The 2,633-nt window shown below is 55.8% G+C and carries 2 protein-coding genes; both read left to right on the top strand.

Features of this window, described 5'->3' with window-relative positions; translation table 11 throughout:
• Nucleotides 1-417, top strand: a 417-nt coding sequence (locus tag F7231_RS27020; RefSeq protein WP_166694342.1) for a putative Ig domain-containing protein, incomplete at its 5' end; no start/stop codon positions are given.
• Between the two features lie 14 nt (nt 418-431).
• Nucleotides 432-2,633: beta strand repeat-containing protein (locus F7231_RS27015; protein WP_208295705.1), on the top strand; the 2,202-nt coding region annotated here is incomplete at its 3' end.

The raw sequence follows: 2,633 nt of genomic DNA, 5'->3' as shown, positions 1-2,633 counted from the left end.
CCGAATACGGGGTCAATCAGTGTGGCAATCGGTACCGTACCGGGTACGTACACGTTGGTCTACCAACTCTGCGACAAGCTTTCGCCAGTGACCTGTGCCACGGCCAATGCTATTGTGACGGTAACGCCGAGCGTGATCACTGTGAACGATTCGGGTACAGCTTCGGCGGGCACGGGTGGAACGGCGATTGCGGATGTGACAGCTAACGATTTCGTCAACGGGGTGCCAGCTGCGCTTGGTATCATGGGGAACGCTGTCGTCGCAACGGTAGGAACGTACCCGGCAGGCATCACGCTGGACACCAATACAGGTTCCATCAGCGTGGCCATAGGTACCACACCAGGTACGTACACAATGGTCTCCAACTGTGCGATAAGCTCTCGTCACCGACTTGTGCTACGGCGCTGGCTATCGTGACGGTCTCACCAAGCGTGATCGCAGTGGACGACGCTGGTCTGGCCTCGGCGGGTGCAGGGGGCATAGCCATCCCAAACGTTGCTACCAACGATATTGTTAATGGGCTGCTGGCTACGTTAGGGAACGCAGGAAATGCTGTGGTTTCCGCAGTAGGGACGTACCCGGCAGGTATCACCCTGGACACCAACACCGGGTCAATCAACGTCGCTACAGGCACAATGCCGGGTACCTATACACTGGTCTACCAGCTCTGCGACAAGCTTTCGCCAGTGACCTGTGCCACGGCCAACGCCATCATTACCATATCACCAAGTGTAATTGCGAACGGCGATGATGGTACAGGTTCAGCCGGTGCAAGCGGTATCGTTATCGCTGACGTAACAGATAATGATTTTGTCAATGGTGCACCGGCTGTACTGGGCGTTAACGCTACGGTTGCGTCGGTGGGTACATACCCAGTAGGCATCACATTGAATGCGATAACTGGTTCCATCAGCGTGGCCGCAGGTACAGCACCGGGAACGTACACGTTGGTCTACCAACTCTGCGACAAGATCTCATCACCGACTTGTACTACGGCAACCGCTATCGTAATCGTCTCACCAAGCGTACTTGCTGTGAACGACTCGGGCACCGCTTCGGCTGGTACGGGCGGAACAGCCATCGCAGATGTGACAGCTAACGATTTCGTCAACGGGGTGCCAACTGCGCTTGGTATCACGGGGAACGCGGTCGTCGCAACGGTAGGAACGTACCCGGCAGGCATTACGCTGGACACCAATACAGGTTCCATCAGCGTGGCCATAGGTACCACACCAGGTACGTACACGATGGTCTACCAACTCTGCGATAAGCTTTCACCTGTGACCTGTGCCACGGCCAATGATGTAGTGACCGTGACGCCGAGCATAAATACTGTTAGTGATTCGGGCACCGCTTCAGCGGGCACGGGCGGAACGGCTATCACCAATGTGGCTACTAACGATGTAGTCAACGGCTTACCAGCTGCGCTGGGCATCAATGCTGAGGTTGCTTCGCTGGGTACGTACCCAGCGGGTATCACCCTCAATACGACGACTGGTTTCATCAGCGTGGCTATCGGCACAGTGCCGGGTACTTATACACTGGTGTATCAACTCTGTGATAAGCTTTCACCGGTTACCTGCGCCACAGCTAACGTTTTCATAACGGTATCACCGAGCGTGATTGCCAATGACGACACTGGTACGGGTTCTGCTGATGCCGACGGCATCGTTATTCCAAGTCTGGTGGCTAACGATATGGTCAACGGCTTGCCGGCTACGTTAGGCAATGCCGGGAATGCTGTGGTCTCAGCAGTCGGCACGTACCCATCAGGTATCACGCTCGATACGAATACGGGTTCAATCAGTGTCGCCACAGGCACGGTGCCAGGTACCTATACGCTGATCTACCAACTCTGCGACAAGCTCTCGCCAGTGACCTGTAATACGGCTAATGCTGTAGTAACCGTGACGCCGAGCGTGATCGCCGTGAACGATTCGGGCACGGCTTCGGCTGGTGCGGGCGGAACAGCGATTGCGGATGTGACAGATAACGACGAGGTGAATGGCTTACCCGTCGTACTTGGCCCTGCGGGTAACGCTGTGGTTGCCGCAGTAGGGACGTATCCGGCAGGCATTACGCTGGACACCAATACAGGTTCCGTCAGTGTGGCAATCGGTACTGTACCGGGGACGTACACGTTGGTCTATCAATTGTGTGATAAACTTTCGCCAGTGACCTGTGCTACGGCAAACGCTTTCGTAACTGTATTACCAAGCGTGATCGCCGTGAACGATTCAGGTACAGCATCAACTGGTACAGGCGGTTTAGCTGTCTCGGACGTAACGGATAACGACGTAGTCAACGGTGTAGTAGCCACACTGGGTGCTGCGGGTAATGCCACAGTTGCTTCAGTCGGTACGTACCCATCGGGCATCACGCTCGATACGAACACAGGCTCAATCAGTGTGGCTGTCGGCACCGTGCCAGGCACCTATACGTTGGTGTATCAACTCTGCGACAAGCTCTCACCGGCTACCTGTACTACGGCGCTGGCTGTTGTCACGGTCTCACCAAGTGTGATCGCCGTGAACGATTTGGGCACTGCTTCGGCTGGTACGGGCGGAACGGCGATTGCGGATGTGACAGACAATGACGAGGTGAATGGCTTACCGGTTGTGCCGGGCGTCAAC

It is taken from the genome of Fibrivirga algicola (assembly GCF_011742925.1).
GTDB lineage: Bacteria > Bacteroidota > Bacteroidia > Cytophagales > Spirosomataceae > Fibrella > Fibrella algicola.
The sequence above is the reverse complement of the archived record's forward strand: the minus strand, read 5'-3'. Positions and strand labels throughout refer to the sequence as shown.